Below are 15,272 nucleotides of genomic sequence, written 5' to 3'. Positions count from 1 at the left end.
GCCGCCGGCCGGGGGGGGGGGGGGGGGGGGGGGGGGGGGGGGGGGGGGGCGCGGCCCCCCCCCCCCCCCCCCGCGGCCGTGCTCCGGCGCTTGCGCCGCCGAGCCGACCCTGCGTTGCTGTCAGCCCGAGGCTTCACGCGCCGTTTCGGTTGCGCCGGAAGGTGTCGTCCCGTGCGAGGCCGCGGGTCTCCTGCTTCCTCACGACGCCGCTTCCGAACGACGTGCGCCCGGATCGGAACCGTCGCCGACGGCGCCACATCGCCACGCCTCAACCACTGGCCGCGTTCCGCCGGGCGCGGCCGTCAGGCTCGCCTACCGCACGGCCGCTGAGGCGAGGATCAGCGTCGAACTCCTCCGCCAGGAAGTCGATCATCGCGCGGACCTTCGGCGCCAGGAAGCGGCGCGTCGGGTAGACCGCGTGGATCGGCAGCGGTGGCGCCTCCCATTCCTGCAGCAGCGGGACCAGACGCCCGGTCTCGAACTCGCCGTCGACGAAGTGCCAGACCGGCACCATGCCGATGCCCAGGCCCTGCAGCGTGGCCGCGCGGACCGCCTCCGTGCTGTCCACGCGGAGCCGCCCGGTGACAGGCACGGCGATGCGCCCCGCGGGCCCCTGGAACGGCCAGGAGGCGCCGGTCGCAAGCCCGGCATAGACGATGCAGGCATGGCGACGCAGTTCGTCCGGCGTCTCCGGCGTGCCGTGGCGCGCCAGGTACCCAGGGGTCGCCGCGACGATGCGGCGTGACAGGCCGATGCGGCGCGCGACCAGGCCGGGATCCTCCAGGACGCCCACGCGTATCGCCAGGTCGATGCCCTGCTCCACCAGATCGGTGAAGCCGTCGCCGAGCACGAGGTCCACGCCGACATCCGGATGGCGGTCCAGGAAGCGCGGCAGGCGCGGGAGAATGTGCAGGCGCCCCATCACGGTCGCCGCCGCCAGCCGCAGCGTGCCGCTCGGCCGGCCCTTGCGGCGGCCCACCGAGGTTTCCGCCTCGGCCACCGCCTCCAGCGCGCGCCGGGCGGTCTCCAGGAAGGCCCGGCCATCCTCGGTCAGCGTGAAGCTGCGCGTGGTGCGCTGGATCAGCAGGCAGCCGAGATGGTCCTCCAGGGCTGCGACCTGGCGGGAGATGGTGGGCTGGGAGGTGCCGGCCTCGCGCGCCACGGCGCTGAAGGACCCGGCCTCCGCGACACGGATGAAGGTGCTGAAGAGGGGGAGCGGGTCGCTCATTGATGCGGCCAGCGTATAGATGAAGTCCATCCTGGACAAGTTCTGCAGGCGGCGTGAATGGAGGAGGGTTCCTCCACGGAGCCGACGCGACAGCCCGCGCCGCCGCCAGGAGAGACCCCGATGACCACGCCCGCCTACTTCACCCGCTTCCCCACCATCCGCTTCGAGCGCGACGCCGATGGCATCCTGACCATGGCCCTGCACCGCGATGGCGGCCCGCTGACCTTCACCGCCGCCGACCACGAAGCCTATGTCGATGCGTTCTACGAAGTGTCGCGCGACCGCGCGAACAGCGCGGTGATCCTGACCGGCGCCGGCGGGGACTTCATCCCCGGCATCGACTTCGGCTCCTTCGGCGACGTCTCCGACCCCGATGTGTGGTCGAAGGTGCATGACGAGGGCACGCAGATCCTGGAGAACATCGCCAACATCCGCGTGCCGATGATCTTCGCCCTCGAAGGCCGCGCGCATGTCCATGCCGAATACGGGCTGCTCGCCAACCTGATCGTGGCCGGCGAAGGGGCGAGCTTCGACGACCTGCCGCATTTCGCCGGCGGCATCGTGCCCGGCGATGGCGTCTATACGCTCTGGTCGCACTGGGTGGGGCCTGGCCGCGCACAGGCCATGATGCTCGACCCGAAGCCGCTGTCGGCGCGCGAGGCGCAGGCGCTGGGTGTGGTGGCGGAAGTCGTGGCCGATGGCATGGCGCTGGCCCGCGCGCAGGAGATCGCGCGGTCCTGGCTGACCCGGACGGCGGTGACGCGGCGCAACACCCGCATCCACTTCATCCAGCCGATCAAGGAACGGATCGTGCGCGAGGTCGGCTACGGCCTGGCGCTGGAAGGGGCTTCGGCCGCGGCCCTCGTCAAGACCATCCGCGGCGCTGCCTGAACGCGATCATCGCAGGGACAACGACCATGGACATGCAAGGCAAGCGCGTCGTCATCACCGGCGGATCGAGCGGCATCGGCCACGAGCTGGCGCGGCAACTCGCGCTGAAGGGCGCGCGGCTCGTCCTCACGGGACGGCGCGCCGAAGCGCTGGCCGCCGCGGTCGCGGCATTGCGGGAGACGACCGGCGCCGAGGTGCACGGCGTCCCGGGCGACATCGCGGAGGGGACCGCGCGCGATGCGTTGCTCGGCCAGGCGGTGGCGCTGCTCGGCGGCGTCGATGTGCTGGTGAACAATGCCGGCGGCGTGCGGGCCGGCCGGCTGGAGCGCACCACCGAGGCCGAGCTGCGCGCGATGATCGAGGTCGATCTGATCGCGCCGATCCTGCTGACGCGGGCCTTCCTGCCGGCGCTGCGCGCATCCGGCGATGGCCTCGTGGTGAACATCGCCTCGGGCATCGCGCAGATGGGCGTGCCCTTCTACGCCGGCTACGCCGCGGCCAAGGCGGGCCTCGCGCGGTTCGGCGAAGCGCTTCGGCGCGAGCTGAAGGGCGAGGGCGTCCATGTCATCACCGTCTATCCCGGCGCCACCGAGACCCGGATGATGAGCACCTCGCGCGCCGACGCCTCGATGGGCTTCGCGCTGCAGAAGGTGGAGGACGTCGTCGGCTCCATCGTCGAAGGCATCGAGGCGGATGCCTTCGAGGTCGTGCGCGGCGGCGAGGTGCGCCAGGCGATGCTGGCGCAGAACCGCGACGATCCCGCCGCCGTCGATGCCCGCTTCCTCGCTCTCAAGCCGCAGCTCGAAGCCGCGGTGCGCGACCACAGCGCCCTGTAGCAGACGCCCCGATGATCGACCTCTACGCCTTCCCCACGCCCAACAGCATCAAGGTGCCGATCCTGCTGGAGGAACTCGGCGTGCCCTACGCCTACCACCCGGCGAATGTGCGCGACGGCGAGCAGAAGACGCCGCAGCACCTCGCGCTGAACCCGAACGGCAAGGCGCCCGTGATCGTCGACCGCGATGGGCCGGGCGGTGCCGCGATCACCGTCGTCGAGAGCGCGGCGATCCGTAAGCGATGCTCTGCGGCCCTTCTTGCGTCGGCGCGTTGAGGTTTGAGAGGAATGCCATCGCGGAGGTGTGGCGATGGCGAGAGGATTGGCAGGCACTGGTGCCAGCATTGGTGCTGGCACCGTGGCGTCGGAGCGGGTGGAGGTCATCACCCGGGGCGAAGGGCGCCGCAGCTTCAGCGCGGATCGGCATGTCGAATAGCCCGAGGACGAGACCGCTCATTGTGCCCGCGCCGATCCCAGGGCCGGCGGACAGTCCGCCGATGGCTGCCGGCGGCGGCCAGCCCAGCGGCGGGGCCGGCGGGCCGCCCGGCGTATGAGGGGCACAAAGGTGAAACCTTTGTGCGCGTGGTATCAGACTTTATGGTGCGCGGCGTCTCGCTCGAGTGCTGCCAGCACGCGGGCATGCAGGGCTGAGCTCTTGTCGATATTGAAATGGGTCAAGCCCTCTGCCCCGACCTCGATGTTCTCGATGCTGCCGTCGAAGCCCGGCGCGGGCCGCAACGGGCGGCCCCATAGCCCGCCCTCAATAAAGAAGTTCATCACATTCCGCGGGCCCGGCAGCACAGCGCCGACATTCACAGGATCGAAGGTCACCAGCAGATCGATCGCCAACCCGCCCGCTCCCACAGCACCGGCGAGCCTGATCGCATCGTCAGCCCCGAGCGAATGACCGATCACGGCCATCTTGCGCCAGACTGCGCCGTTGCGGACCGTGAAGATCAGCCGCTCGGCCTCCGCCGACCAATCGAGATGGTTCCTGACCTGCGCCTCGAACCCGGCGGCGGCCAGGCGCGACGCAAGCTGATCCATCCCGGTTGAGAACACGTTGGTCAGGCCACGCAGCAGCACCACCTCGCCGCGAAACGCCACGCCATGCGGCGGCTCCATGACCCGCCGCGTGCAGGCAGCAAGCGCCGGCAGCAGGCCCGGCAGGGCCCGACGTGGCAACTCAGTGCAGGAAGGGCAGAACCCGACGCGTGCGCGCCGCATATTCGTCCCACGCCAAGCCGAACGTCCCGCGCATCAGCGCTTCCTCCCGCTGGATGCGGAAGGCATAGAGCGTGCCGAAACCGATGAGCCCCGCCGGGCCGGCTACCCAGTTCTGCAGCAGCAACGCCTGCGCCACTCCCCACAACCAGAAGGCCGAGTACATCGGGTGCCGCAAGTGCCGGTAGACGCCGCTGGTGATCAGCTGGTGCCCGTCTCGCACCGCAAGCGTCACCGACCAGTTGCGGCCCAGCGTCTTGTGCGTAGCGTGGAATAGCGCCAACGCACCGATGAAGGTCACCGCCCCCAGCCAGGCACGCAGCGCGGAGAAACTCTGATCCGCGGCAGCAGGGAAGCCTGTGACGACGTACACGAACGGGATGATGCCGAGGCCTGTCGTTGAGATTGCGAGCAGCACCCATTCGCGCGCATCACGACCGTCACGCACGACTTGATTGCGCCGCGCCTTGCGCGCAAAGGGGCGGCGGATCAGCCACCATCCTACCATGCAAGCCAGGTGGAAAAGCTTCGCGACCAAGGGCGTCACGCCGCGAGCTCCGCCGTGCGGGGCAGAAGTGGGCCCGGGAGCTCACCATCGGGGCCGAGCACCCGGTCGGCGCGCAACCCCTTGCCGGTCGGCAAGGGGCCGCAGGTCAGCAATCCGAAATCGAGGAAGTAGCGCCGAGCGTTGCCCATCACATATTGCCGGTGCAGGCGCAGGAAGTTCCAACGCATCCTCGCCCAGGTTGCGGCGTCCACCATGTCGCGCGGATGGACGCTCTCGACCCGAGGGCCGCGCCCAGTGAGGCCGAGAAAGCCGACGGGCTCGGTCCTCTCGAAAGACAGCACGTCGCGGCGAGAGGCGTAGTCGATCCAGGCCAACCCAGATGTGGTCGCCAATTGCGCAAGGTCCGCGCGGAGTTGCGTCGCGCCCGGGAGCAGAGCCACCTTGAGCACCGAGGAGCCGAGCCCGATCAGCACGAAATGCGTGCCCTCCGGGCACGGGCTCGGATCGCTGCGCAGCGCCTTGGCCAGCGCCTGCACAGCGAAGACCGCACCCAGGCTATGGCCGACCACCACGACCTCGTCGACGCGCTTGCGGCGCGCGGCGAGGATCTCGTCGGCAAACTGGGCGATCCGCGCTTGATGCGCCCCCAAAGCGAGATCTTGGGCGAAGGCCCAGTTGGCCAGGAGGAATCCGAGGTCAGCACCGCGCCAAGCCAGGGTCCCCAGCGCCGCCCCGGTCAGCACGCCGGCGGGCGCGGAGAGCGCAAGCCCGGCCACCACGCCGCTCAGCACCGCACCGCCAAACAGCAGCAAAGGCCAAATGGCGAACAGTGCATAGCGCCAATGTGCCGCAGCGTAGCGTGCCATTGTGCCAGGCGCGACCACGCCACCGAGCGCCCGAAGCCCGCGACGCAGTCGTGGCGCCGGCTTGCGCGCGAGTTCCGCGCGCACAAGGTCGTCCCAGGCGAGAAGCCGGATCTCAGCCTCGGTGCGCCAATTCGGGCCGGCGGCCCTGGCCCTGAAGCACGCACCCGGAGAGTCGCCTCTGCGCAGGGAGCCGACCTCGGCATCGAAGCCCCAGATCGTCGCGCTGCGCGCGAGCGTACGCTCATAGCGCGCGCGATGCTGCTCCGCGCCCATGAGCTCGAAGCCCGGCGCGAAGAGGACGATCCGGTTCCGGATCGGGCGGCTGCCTTCAATCATTCATAGAAAGTATTGCATGATGCTCGGGCGCTGGGCCAGCGCCACGACCACCCCGGGTTTCACGTTCGGGACAAGCAGGCGGCCACGGCTCGGTTCTTCACGGTCATGCCGAAGGTTGGGCGCCGGTCGTTACCAGCCGGCTGCGCAACGTGGTCAGCGACCAACGCTCGACCTCGACGCCCGGGCGGAGGGCGCCGCGGTGCGGCTGCGGCTGGACGGGCTCGGCAGCCTGGTGCGGGACCTCGCTGCCCAGGCGCCCGAGGCCGGGAGGGCCGCGGCATGAGCGACGCGGTGCGGACCCTGACCGTGGTCATCCCGCTCCGGGCGAAGCCGCGGGGCGGGCGAAAGGCAATGGTCACGCCCGGCGTGCTGGCGCTGGAGCGCCGGCGGGATGTCGCGCTCATCAGGGCGGTGGCGTGGGCCTTCCGGTGGTGGCGGATGCTGGAATCCGGCCAGTTCGTCACGGTCAAGGACCTGGCCGTGGCAGAGAGGATCAACTCATACTATGTCTCGCGGGTGCTGCGGCTGACCCTGCTGGCGCCGGACATCGTCGAGGCCATCATGGACGGGCGGCAGTCGGAGGGGATGACGCTGCCGGAGTTGATGAAACAGGTGCCGGCGGTCCGGCAGGACCATCGCCGGCTGCGCCCGCGCGAGCGAGCGCACCTTAGCATCGAGGCCGCTCTCGTCCGTGAGGACCTCCGCGACGATTCGCGAATCCGCAGCGGATTGCCGCACGCTTATACCGAAACTTCAAGAATAAGCCGGGAAGTTTTCTGTGCTGCGCCGTATATAAAATCTTACTCACGTAAATAAAACGTTGTTAGTGTTGCCCTTATATAAATATTCGATTTCCAAAAATCAAATTGGGCGATTGGAATACTGTCAATCACTACATCCCGCCACCCCATCGATACTGAAGCGCGAGACCAATCAGATCGTAGTTGTTCCGTATCCTGGCCGAGACGCCGTGGCTCGCGAATGCTCGGAGGGAGTACCGTGGGCTCAAGGGCAACGACAGCGTCGCGCCGACGCGCCAGTTGCGCAACGCGTCGTCACTGTCCTGGCCATTGATCGAAGTCTGGCCGCCGACGAAGTACAGCGCATCCACGGACCCCCAGATGCCGGAGCCGAAGCTGTAGACGGCATGACCCTGCACGGCGTAGATCGGCTCCTGCGAGCGCGTATTGCCGCCGAAGAAGTTGGTGTTGTCGGTGAAGACGGTTGCCGCGGCCGTCGCCTCCAGTGTCAACGGACCGAAAGCCTTCGATATCCCGAGTTCAGGCCGCACGAACCAGCGATTGGTTCCAAGGTTCACGAGGCGGCCCGAATCGTATTGCCCCGTCGGCACCGAGACCTGGAGGCTGCCGCCGATGACCAGGTCCTGGCGGTAGTCGCGGAATTGCTCGAGCGAGAGCGCCGGCGCGCCGAGGAAATTCACGGACAGGCGGAAGCGCGCATCCTGCAGGCCGCTGACGCTGCGCTCCGCTGGCTGCCCAGCCACCAGCGCCGAGCCCGACAACCAGGTGACCGGCAGTATCGCGTCGAACAAGGCCGACGTGCCGAGGATGCCGAAGGAGTGCGCATAGGCCAGCACCAGGCTCGACGTCTCGAGCCGCGCATCGGTGATCGGCACCGCCGGATCGAAGGACAGCGCACCGCGCGTGAAGGCATAGCCGCCGATCAGGAAGTTCACGCCGACCGGCGTGTTCGAGAAGGCGCGGGGTTCGATCTCCTGCGCCCCTGCAGCGCAGGGGAACAGGAACACCGCGACCACGGTCCGACTCCAGCCTCTCGGGATGGCGAACGAACCGCGCCGCATCACCTGCTCCCGGGAGACCCCGCCGCGCAGACAGCCTCACCGTTCATCGGCTGGGATAGACAACGCGCATCTCATGCACCCTTCCGCTGAAGGCAAAGGGCGCGCGCTCCGCATATGCGAGCGAGACCGGCGAGCCGAGATCCACGCCGACGTCGAGCGTCTCCGAGGCGGTGAAGATGAGCGGCACCGTCACCGGGATCCGGCCGCGTCCGACCTCGGCACCGTCGATGCGCAGGATCACATCGGCCGGCGCGCCGCGCTCGTCCGCGGTCATCACTGTCTCGACCTCGACCCGCGCGCGTCCGGCCGGCAACTTCCGGCTGGCCCGCACCGTCGTTCGCTGCATCCCGAGCATGTTGTACTCGTAGGCCAGCGTGCCGCCTTCGGCGTAGAGCGTCAGGCCGCCCGCGATACCTCCGAGCGCATAGACGACGCCTTGCGCAGTCGCACCGCCTTCCACATCGAGCGTCACCAGGGTGCTGCGCGACCGGAGGTTGGGCCCGACATTCTCGCCGATGCGGCGCGTGTCGCCGAAGAAGCGCCATTCCGTGCGGGTGCTCGCCCGCGCCAGCGCCGGGTTGAGCGGCACGAGGAGTCCGGCGCCCACGGGATAGACGCGATTGCGCGCGGCCTCCATCGAGAACCATTCCCGCATCTGCAGGACCCGCGCGGCGTTCGCGCCGGCGAGGTTTCGAGCCTGCGCGTAGTCGTCGCGCAGGTTGTAGAGCTCCCATGTGTCCCTGTCCGGCGTCCAGCTTGCCAAGCCTTCCAGTTCGGTGACCCAGGGCAGCCTGGGGCCGACGGCGGAGGCGATCCATCCGTCGTGGTAGATCGCGCGGCTTCCCATGATCTCGAAGTACTGCGTCACGCGGCGCCCTTCCGCCCCGGCGTCACCAAGGCTGTAGGCCATGCTGACGCCATGGATCGGATCCTGGGTGAAGCCGTCCACCACCCGCGGCGGCGTGATGCCGACGAGTTCGTAGACCGTGGGCACGATATCGATGACATGGTGGAACTGCGGCCGCGGCGTGCGGTCCGGGCGGATGCGACGCGGCCAGGACACCGCGAGCGGCGTCCGCGTGCCGCCGAGATGCGAGGCGATCAGCTTGGTGTACTGGAACGGCGTGCTGCCGGCCCAGGCCCATCCGGCATGGTACATGTTGTCCATCAGCGGCCCGCCGATCGCGCCGAGGCCGCCCAGCTGCTGCAGCACGGCCAGCTGCTGTGCCGTGGTGGTCGGGATGCCGTTCTGCGCCAGCAGTTCCGAGATCGTACCGCGCTGGCCCTCGGCGCTCGCACCGTGGTCCGAGAAGACATAGATGACGAGCGTGTTGTCGCGCACGCCCAAGCGCTCGATCTCGTCGAGGATCCTGCCCGCCGCGGTGTCCACGTGCTCGAGGAAGCCGGCATAGACCTCCATGAGCCGGCGCTGGAAGGCGCGCTCGGTCTCCGGCACATCGGCCCAGGCTTGGAGCGTGGGATGGCGCGGGGTCAGTGCCGCCGAGGGGGGGATCCAGCCCATCTGGCGCTGCCGCGCGAAGACGCGGTCGCGGTAGGCATCCCAGCCGTCGTCGAAGCGGCCGCGATAGCGATCGGCCCATTCGCTGGCGACGTGGTGCGGGCCGTGCACGGCGCCCGGCGTCCAGTACATGAAGAAGGGACGTCCTTCGGAGGTCGCGGCCCAGTTGCGCAGCCAGGTCGCCGCGCGGTCGGCGAGGTCGTCGCTGAGGTGGTAGCCGCCGCCATGGGGTGGCTCGACCGGCGTCGTGTTCTCGAACAGCCGGGGCTCCCATTGGGAGGTGTCGCCGGCGATGAAGCCGTAGAAATAGTCGAAGCCGTGGCCGGTCGGCCAACGGTCGAAGGGGCCGACGGCCGTCACGTCGGTCGTCGGCGTGTTGTGCCACTTCCCGAAGGCGGCCGTCGCGTAGCCGTAGTGGCGCAACACCTCTGCCATGGTGGCGCTGGTGCGGGGAATCACGCCCGTATAGCCGTCGAAGTCGTTGGCGAGTTCGGCGATTTGCCCGTTGCCGACGAAATGGTGATTGCGGCCCGTCAGCAGCGCCGAACGGGTCGGGGAACACATGGCGGTGGTGTGGAAGGCGTTGTAGGTCACGCCGGTACCGGCGATGCGCGAAAGGGTCGGCGTGTTGATCTCGCCCCCGAAGGTGTTCGGATGCGCGAAGCCCGCATCGTCGAGCATGATGATCAGGATGTTCGGCGCACCCTCGGCCAGCCGGCGCGGCTCGACGCGCCACTCATGGTGGGATTCGGGCACGGTGCGCCCGGCCCTGCTCGCCGATGGCGTCGGCGGGAAGGGCAACACTTCCTGCGCGGCCGCATCCGGGGCGGCCCAGCCGCCGATGCAGGCCAAGGCCATCGAGGCGAGCCAGGCTCCGATATGGTGTCGCATCATGTCGTCCCTCCCGTTGTTGCGCCCCCCGCGCTTGGGCGTGAGCTTCGCCGTCAGAACCGGAACGTCGCCCCGAGCACCGGGCCGGTCTGGTTCACGTCGTACACCGTCGGACCGTCGCGATAGTTGACGTAGAGGTGCCGCCACCCTGCCGAGAGCGAGAGCCATTCGTTCGCGGTGTAGGTCACGCCCGCCAGCACGCCCCATTCGAGCCTCGAGCCGACGCCGAAGCCGCCGATGTCGCCCGCGGCGAAGACGGCGAACCTCTCGTCGAAGCGGTACTGCGCAAAGACGCCGACGATCGGGTCCACCCAGTTGTCATTCCCCGAACGACTGAACGCGCGTCCGGAGCTCGGGAACGACACGCTCAGGTCGGTGTCGAGCCACCAGGCCCTGACCCCTGCATAGGGCTCGATTCGCGTGGTCGCGTTGTCGAGCACGGCATAGCCGACCATGCCGGCGAGAAAGGCGGCGCCGCTCTCGATCCGGGTCCGCGCCTGCAACGGCCCGGAGAGCGTATCCTTCGACGTCGTCTGCGAGATCATGCCGTCGAGATGGAACGCGAGCGGGCCGCGGCGCGCGGTAGCCAGCAGGAACCCTGCGTAATTGAGATCCTGCAGCACGTCTCCGAAGGAGCTGGAGGCATTCGTGGCGGGCAGCCCGGGCAGTGTGCCGAAGGTTCCGTCCAGTCCCGCCAGCCAGGCATAGGGCGTGACATCGAAACGCCAGGTATCCTGGGCATGCCCCGCGCCTGGCGTCAGGGCGACACCTGCAAGCGCCAAGGCTGCGACGGCCCGGTATCGATACTTTATTCTGCGTCCCCCTCCATCATCGTGCGGCCCTCATCCCCCACTCGGAAACACGAAGACGAGGTTCAGGCGAATGCCCCATCACCGCCGCGAGCATCGCGAAGTAGCGCCCCGCATCCATGCGCGTGACCTGCACGGGCGGTGGCGTGCGCATGTCGATCGAGGGGTCCACGCGCTCGGGTGGCGGCGTGTAGCCAGACTGGCCCCAGGCCGACAGCGGCGTGAGCCGAATCCCTTCCTGGATGCGGAAAACGTTCGGAAAGTCGTCGCGCCCGTTGGTCTGAATGCGTCCGACGGTCCAGGCCATGCGGGTCGGCGCGTGGATAACCTCGAGCCCCCGCGGCACCTGCGTAGCCTGCTGGCCGGGGCCGAGCAGCAGGAAGTTGTGTGCGCGCGCGGTGCCGGTGGTCCGCGTGCCGGGAACGGCGAAGACATCGGTCCAGCCGCTCAGGATCGGCAGCATCATGAAGCGGTCGGTGGCCGGCATCGACAGCACCATCGGCCCGTCGCCGAGGTCGATCCATGCGATCGAGTAGAGCGTGTCGAGGTTGGGCCGGATCACCTCCCGGTTCTCGGGCTTCGGGAAGTCCGTCGCACGAACGAAGCGGTTGGCAGGTCCAAAGGGGTAGTCCGTCCGGGCTTGGACAAGATTGGTGGCCTGCCGCCGCGTGACTTCCATCAGCATGAGCGGATAGCCGTAGATATAGGCCTCCCGCCCGATCGCCTCCGCCAGCGCGGCATCGACCTGTGCCGCCGCCGCGCCCTGCGCGAGGGCCGGGCGCGACAGGGTGTTCGCAGCCGCCGCGGCGCCGGCGGCGAGGATCGCGAGATGCCTGCGGGTCGTGTCCATCGTCATCGTCTGCTCTCCTGAGGTGTGCGGTTCGAGCGCCGGGCGCGCGTTACCGCGCCTGCCTCTGGCGCTGGTAGATGCCGTGCACTGCGGGGTCGCGGCCGTTGCGGTCGAAGATGGTCGATCGCGCGCGCGAAGACGCCGCGCACATCCGCCCCGCCCGTGCGGTCGCCGATGACGGCGAAGCGGAATCCGCCCTGCGGTGCGTTGAACCGGTCGGAGTTCCAGGGTGTGGGGCCTGCGATGCGCGCCCGGTCGTAGCGGAACTCGGCGCCGAGCCCGATGGCTGGCAGTGCCACGCCGGAGGCGAGCGCGAGGAGAGTGCGGCGTGCAAGGCGGTGAGGCGGCATGGGCTCTCCTCCTTCCGGCTCGGCTCGTCCGGCCCCCTGCGCAAGGTTTCCGGATCTTGAAGTTGATGCGCATCAAAGGCCTTGCGGCCGCGTGGGCCATAATCAATTCACGACAAAGAGGTCTCGATGGATCCGCCGCTGTTCAACACCCGGCTTTTCGGGCCGACGTTGCGCGTGCTCGAGGACATTGCCTCGCCCATGCTCGTGCAGCGGGCCTGCGAGGCGGTGGGGCTGCCGCGCGAGGTGGTGGACGGCACGCCCGTCTTTCTCCCCTACCGGTTGCAGGCGCGGCTCGGCGAGACGGTCGCGCGGCACCTCGGGGAAGCACATCTCGGCGCGCTGGTCGGCAGCCGGATGCGCTACGAGGCGCTCGGCCTCTATGCCGACTACGTCCTCGCCGCGCCGCACCTCCTGGCCGCGATGGAGCGCGGGCGCCGGGCGCTCCGCTTCATCATGCGCGGCACCTTCGTGGACCTGGTGCCGCACGGGGCCCATCTGCGCCTGCGCTACCATTCCGGGATCCAGGGCGCGGTCGGCGCGCGGCATATCGACGAATCCATGCCCTTCGTCCTGACGGACGTGGTGCGGCGCTTCGCCGGCGATGATTGGCGGCCAGCCTGGATCGAGTTGCCGGGATCGCGGCCGTCGATCGCCGCGGAACTCGAGGATCTGTACGGCGCGCCGATCGTCTTCGGCGCGGAGGCGCCGGCCATCGCGATCGCGCCGCAGGATCTCGCCGCCATCAATCCGCGGCCACGCGCGGCACGCGCCGCGATCGTCCGGGAGGATCTGCGTGATCTGGTCCGCGCCCGGCCGCCCGAAACGATGGCAGGGCTCGTCCGCGACATGGTGCGTGCGCGGCTGGTCGCCGGGGACGCCTCCGCCGAGGCCGTCGCGGCCGCGCTCGGGCTCGGGCTGCGCACGATCCAGCGCCGCCTGCGCACGGAAGGCACCGCCTTCCGCGAGATACACGCGGCGGTCCTTTCCGAGCGGGCCGCAGCGTTGCTGGCGGAGACGGAGCACTCGCTGGAGGAGATCGCCGACGCGCTCGGCTACGAGGAGGTGAACAGCTTCCGGCGCGCCTTCCAGGCCTGGCGCGGCGTCTCCCCCTCCGCCTTCCGCGCCGAGGTGGGCTGAGACCCCCCCGCGGGCGTCACCGCGCTGGGGTCAGCCCCATGCTTTCCAGTGTCCAGACCATCGGGCGATCATCGAGCCGTATCCGGCCGGTGCTCGGGTGATCGAGGTCAAGGATGAGGACACTCGACACGGTCCAGAGCAGCAGCAGCATCACCGTCACGACGAACTGCCGGTTTCCCCCCAGGCCGAAACTGTAGCCCATCGCGCCGACCGAGAAGACCGAGGCGATGAAGAGCAGCCGCAGCACGTGGTTGGGCACGGCGGTCGTGTAGTTGCGGCGGTTCGTGAGCGAGAGGTCGAAGGCCTGGTTCAGCGAGGCGAGCAGCAGCGCGTTCACCGGCGTCGGCGCGCGGTCGGCGACCCGGGGGGGGGGGGGGGGGGGGCGCCCCCCCGCCGGCCAGGTCCCACATGGCCGACTGCAGTTCCGCCGAGCGCGTCTCGAGCGAAGGGTCGTCGCTGACGATCGACATCGAACGGATCAGGGTGTGGCGGACCTGCGCATAGTCCTGCGCGAGCCGGCGCAGTTCCTCGCCCTCCGGCCCCGGGACGCGCTGCGCGCGCAGCCAGAGCGTGCCGATCGCGTTCGCTTCATCGAGCAGCGACTGCCGGCGGGATTCGTTTCGCCCGTCGGCCATGGAGAGCGAGATGCCGAGGAAGAAGGCGAGCAGCGCCAGCATGCCGCCGGTCACGAAGCCGACCGACGTCTTGCCCGCATCGCCCGAGCGACGGAGCACGAGGCGTCCGATCCGGTAGGTGACCTCGGACGTGACCGCGAGGATCGCCAGGAAGGCGAGCCCCATCAGGTCCAGGTCCCGCTCCGCAAGCGTCCGCAGCCACCAGAAGGCGTGATCCATCACGAAGTCGACGAACATCGCCGCGGTCCCTTTCCTCGCCCCGCCAGCCCGGGACCAAGGACTCACGGAAGCAAGCAGCGAGGGACCGGTCGTTGATCCGCATCATGTGAGCGTCCCGTCCGGATGTCGCCAAGTGATGACAACGGGATCGCGATGCGGGGAAACACCGGAGCCATCCGGCCACCGGCTCCGTGGCGCTGATCGGGGACGGCCAGTGCCTCGCGATGCCCGGCGGAACAGGGGAAGACGCCCTGAAGCACACACCCATTCCAACGCGACGGCCGGGGAAGCCGGTCGGCAGCGCGCTTCGCGCGGCCTCGCTGCGGTTCTGTTCACGGCTTTGCTCGGCGCGGCTCCCGCCGGTGCGCAAGGCCAGGCTGCCGCCGCTACTGCCCAGGTCCACGCGGGCGGCACGACCGGCCATCTCGTGCGGCTCTTCGCCACGCCGGAGACGGACCCGAACCATCTCGCAGCCACCTATTACTGCCGCGGCGTACTCGTCGGCGTCGGCCAGTCCCACGCGGTCCTGACAACCGGCAGCCGAGGCTCGTAGCCCGTCTTCTGCCTGCCCGACCCATCGCCGTCGCTCGCCGAGGTGTCGGCGGCGTTCGCCAAATGGGCCGCTGCCAACCCCCAGGACGTGGAGGCCAATTCGGCGGCCGGCGTGCTGCGCTTCGCGGCTGCGACCTACCCGTGCACCGCGCGCCGTCGCTGACGATAGGAGGCTGTCCATGACCATGATCGGAGCCCGCCGCATCGGTGCGGCCATTCTCCTTGCGACCAGCCTCGCTGGCCGTGCCGGCATGAGCCAGACTGAACGCGCGACCCTCACCGGCGCGGGCATCGGCGCTGTTGGCGGCGGAGCGCTTGCCTCACTCTCGGGCAATGCAGGCTGGGGCGTTGATCGGGGCCGGTGTCGGCGGTGTAAGTGGTTACGCCATCGGGCGGTCGCGGTAGGCTGGCGCCAGTGTCGCTCGCACCAAGGCCGTGCGGAGGAACGCGTTAGGGTGAAGTGGAGCAGAAGACCGATGAGGTGTTGCTTCGAGACTGTCCGACGTCAGCGCCCTTGAGACAGACCGGCGTGGTTGAGAAGCGGAGGATTTCTGGTTCATCGTAACCCCCAGGAGAGTGAAGATGAGCCAGAAATCCTCC

At 69.2% G+C, this 15,272-nt stretch carries 16 protein-coding genes; 7 read left to right on the top strand and 9 right to left on the bottom strand.

Annotation, left to right across the window (positions count from 1 at the left end; translation table 11 throughout):
- Positions 1 to 268: 268 nt before the first annotated feature.
- Positions 269 to 1,258 carry a LysR family transcriptional regulator gene (locus AC1MIR_RS26900; RefSeq protein ID WP_480031247.1) on the bottom strand — a complete coding sequence of 330 codons (990 nt, stop codon included), beginning with the start codon at positions 1,256 to 1,258 and terminating at the stop codon, positions 269 to 271.
- Positions 1,259 to 1,348: 90 nt separating this feature from the next.
- Between AC1MIR_RS26900 and AC1MIR_RS26895 the strand changes: the two genes are divergently transcribed.
- From AC1MIR_RS26895 to AC1MIR_RS26885, 3 genes are read left to right on the top strand one after another with little or no spacing between them, the layout of a single operon-like run.
- Positions 1,349 to 2,119 (top strand): enoyl-CoA hydratase/isomerase family protein, encoded by a 771-nt coding sequence (locus AC1MIR_RS26895; protein ID WP_480031246.1) that lies wholly within the window; start codon positions 1,349 to 1,351, stop codon positions 2,117 to 2,119.
- A gap of 26 nt (positions 2,120 to 2,145) precedes the next feature.
- Positions 2,146 to 2,955, top strand: coding sequence for an SDR family NAD(P)-dependent oxidoreductase (locus tag AC1MIR_RS26890; protein WP_480031245.1), 810 nt, complete (start codon positions 2,146 to 2,148; stop codon positions 2,953 to 2,955).
- A gap of 11 nt (positions 2,956 to 2,966) precedes the next feature.
- Positions 2,967 to 3,230 (top strand): glutathione S-transferase N-terminal domain-containing protein, encoded by a 264-nt coding sequence (locus AC1MIR_RS26885; RefSeq protein WP_480031244.1) that lies wholly within the window; start codon positions 2,967 to 2,969, stop codon positions 3,228 to 3,230.
- A 312-nt stretch (positions 3,231 to 3,542) separates the two neighbouring features.
- Here the strand turns inward: AC1MIR_RS26885 and AC1MIR_RS26880 are convergent, their stop codons facing one another.
- The 3 genes from AC1MIR_RS26880 to AC1MIR_RS26870 all read right to left on the bottom strand — a co-directional run bounded on the left by AC1MIR_RS26880 (position 3,543) and on the right by AC1MIR_RS26870 (position 5,888).
- Positions 3,543 to 4,079, bottom strand: a complete 537-nt coding sequence (locus AC1MIR_RS26880) for a hypothetical protein (RefSeq protein ID WP_480031243.1) — start codon at positions 4,077 to 4,079, stop codon at positions 3,543 to 3,545.
- Positions 4,080 to 4,140: 61 nt separating this feature from the next.
- Positions 4,141 to 4,725: a protein-S-isoprenylcysteine O-methyltransferase gene (locus tag AC1MIR_RS26875; protein ID WP_480031242.1), complete on the bottom strand. Its 585-nt coding sequence runs from the start codon at positions 4,723 to 4,725 to the stop codon at positions 4,141 to 4,143.
- Positions 4,722 to 5,888, bottom strand: a complete 1,167-nt coding sequence (locus tag AC1MIR_RS26870) for a hypothetical protein (RefSeq protein ID WP_480031241.1) — start codon at positions 5,886 to 5,888, stop codon at positions 4,722 to 4,724. Before AC1MIR_RS26870 ends, AC1MIR_RS26875 begins: the two co-directional genes overlap by 4 nt.
- 279 nt (positions 5,889 to 6,167) lie before the next feature.
- Here AC1MIR_RS26870 and AC1MIR_RS26865 point away from each other — a divergent pair, with 279 nt between their 5' ends.
- Complete coding sequence (locus AC1MIR_RS26865) at positions 6,168 to 6,704, top strand: hypothetical protein (RefSeq protein WP_480031240.1); 537 nt, start codon at positions 6,168 to 6,170, stop codon at positions 6,702 to 6,704.
- Positions 6,705 to 6,780: 76 nt separating this feature from the next.
- On the opposite strand, the gene AC1MIR_RS26860 is transcribed toward AC1MIR_RS26865, so the two are convergent.
- The 4 genes from AC1MIR_RS26860 to AC1MIR_RS26845 all read right to left on the bottom strand — a co-directional run bounded on the left by AC1MIR_RS26860 (position 6,781) and on the right by AC1MIR_RS26845 (position 11,785).
- On the bottom strand, positions 6,781 to 7,665 hold the full coding sequence (locus AC1MIR_RS26860; protein ID WP_480031239.1) for a transporter: 885 nt from the start codon (positions 7,663 to 7,665) through the stop codon (positions 6,781 to 6,783).
- Between the two features lie 88 nt (positions 7,666 to 7,753).
- Positions 7,754 to 10,123, bottom strand: coding sequence for an arylsulfatase (locus AC1MIR_RS26855; RefSeq protein WP_480031238.1), 2,370 nt, complete (start codon positions 10,121 to 10,123; stop codon positions 7,754 to 7,756).
- Positions 10,124 to 10,173: 50 nt separating this feature from the next.
- Complete coding sequence (locus AC1MIR_RS26850; RefSeq protein WP_480031237.1) at positions 10,174 to 10,902, bottom strand: hypothetical protein; 729 nt, start codon at positions 10,900 to 10,902, stop codon at positions 10,174 to 10,176.
- Between the two features lie 46 nt (positions 10,903 to 10,948).
- A complete protein-coding gene (locus tag AC1MIR_RS26845) occupies positions 10,949 to 11,785 on the bottom strand; it encodes a DUF1254 domain-containing protein (RefSeq protein WP_480031236.1) in 837 nt (278 codons plus the stop codon).
- Positions 11,786 to 12,255: 470 nt separating this feature from the next.
- Here AC1MIR_RS26845 and AC1MIR_RS26840 point away from each other — a divergent pair, with 470 nt between their 5' ends.
- Positions 12,256 to 13,266 carry a helix-turn-helix domain-containing protein gene (locus AC1MIR_RS26840; protein ID WP_480031235.1) on the top strand — a complete coding sequence of 337 codons (1,011 nt, stop codon included), beginning with the start codon at positions 12,256 to 12,258 and terminating at the stop codon, positions 13,264 to 13,266.
- Between the two features lie 16 nt (positions 13,267 to 13,282).
- Here AC1MIR_RS26840 and AC1MIR_RS26835 read toward each other — a convergent pair whose 3' ends face one another.
- Positions 13,283 to 13,603 carry a hypothetical protein gene (locus AC1MIR_RS26835; protein ID WP_480031234.1) on the bottom strand — a complete coding sequence of 107 codons (321 nt, stop codon included), beginning with the start codon at positions 13,601 to 13,603 and terminating at the stop codon, positions 13,283 to 13,285.
- A gap of 148 nt (positions 13,604 to 13,751) precedes the next feature.
- On the opposite strand from AC1MIR_RS26835, the gene AC1MIR_RS26830 reads away from it, so the two are divergent.
- Entirely contained in the window at positions 13,752 to 14,216 is a 465-nt protein-coding gene (locus AC1MIR_RS26830; RefSeq protein WP_480031233.1) for a hypothetical protein, read from the top strand.
- A gap of 469 nt (positions 14,217 to 14,685) precedes the next feature.
- Positions 14,686 to 14,835 (top strand): hypothetical protein, encoded by a 150-nt coding sequence (locus AC1MIR_RS26825; RefSeq protein ID WP_480031266.1) that lies wholly within the window; start codon positions 14,686 to 14,688, stop codon positions 14,833 to 14,835.
- Positions 14,836 to 15,272: the final 437 nt, after the last annotated feature.

The sequence above is a fragment of the Falsiroseomonas sp. RANM36 genome (assembly GCF_056682175.1).
The sequence above is the reverse complement of the archived record's forward strand: the minus strand, read 5'-3'. Positions and strand labels throughout refer to the sequence as shown.

Excerpts from the sequence above, each read along its gene's own strand:
- AC1MIR_RS26900 (WP_480031247.1), bottom strand. The coding sequence starts at position 1,258 with ATGGACTTCATCTATACGCTGGCCGCATCAATGAGCGACCCGCTCCCC.
- AC1MIR_RS26845 (WP_480031236.1), bottom strand. The coding sequence starts at position 11,785 with ATGACGATGGACACGACCCGCAGGCATCTCGCGATCCTCGCCGCCGGC.
- AC1MIR_RS26895 (WP_480031246.1), top strand. The coding sequence starts at position 1,349 with ATGACCACGCCCGCCTACTTCACCCGCTTCCCCACCATCCGCTTCGAG.
- AC1MIR_RS26840 (WP_480031235.1), top strand. The coding sequence starts at position 12,256 with ATGGATCCGCCGCTGTTCAACACCCGGCTTTTCGGGCCGACGTTGCGC.
- AC1MIR_RS26855 (WP_480031238.1), bottom strand. The coding sequence starts at position 10,123 with ATGATGCGACACCATATCGGAGCCTGGCTCGCCTCGATGGCCTTGGCC.
- AC1MIR_RS26880 (WP_480031243.1), bottom strand. The coding sequence starts at position 4,079 with ATGGAGCCGCCGCATGGCGTGGCGTTTCGCGGCGAGGTGGTGCTGCTG.
- AC1MIR_RS26865 (WP_480031240.1), top strand. The coding sequence starts at position 6,168 with ATGAGCGACGCGGTGCGGACCCTGACCGTGGTCATCCCGCTCCGGGCG.
- AC1MIR_RS26885 (WP_480031244.1), top strand. The coding sequence starts at position 2,967 with ATGATCGACCTCTACGCCTTCCCCACGCCCAACAGCATCAAGGTGCCG.
- AC1MIR_RS26870 (WP_480031241.1), bottom strand. The coding sequence starts at position 5,888 with ATGATTGAAGGCAGCCGCCCGATCCGGAACCGGATCGTCCTCTTCGCG.
- AC1MIR_RS26890 (WP_480031245.1), top strand. The coding sequence starts at position 2,146 with ATGGACATGCAAGGCAAGCGCGTCGTCATCACCGGCGGATCGAGCGGC.